At 76.6% G+C, this 261-nt stretch carries 1 protein-coding gene; it reads right to left on the reverse strand.

What is annotated here, in order from left to right; all coding sequences use genetic code 11:
* Window positions 1-261, reverse strand: a 261-nt coding sequence (locus ACETWP_RS17345; RefSeq protein ID WP_373973536.1) for an HNH endonuclease, incomplete at both ends; no start/stop codon positions are given.

Consider the following 261-nt stretch of genomic DNA (forward strand, 5'->3'; position numbering starts at 1 on the left):
GGGGCCTCCTTCGCGTAGTTGCAGGCCTCGCAGAGTCCCTCGCCGTTCGCGGCGCTCGTCGGGCCCCCGGAGCGGGCGGGCACGACGTGGTCGTGGTGGCGCAGCGGGGCGTCGCACCAGGGGGTGCGGCAGGTCCGGTCCCGGGCCGCGAGGAGGCGGCGGATCCCCTCGGGGAAGATCCTGGCGCGGGAGTCCATCGCGATCAGCTGCCCGGTGGTCGGGGACGTGTAGAGCCGGCGCAGCCACACCCGGGCCTCCCGC

Source organism: Arthrobacter halodurans, from assembly GCF_041877255.1.
In the GTDB taxonomy this organism is placed as follows: Bacteria; Actinomycetota; Actinomycetes; order Actinomycetales; family Micrococcaceae; genus Arthrobacter_N; species Arthrobacter_N halodurans.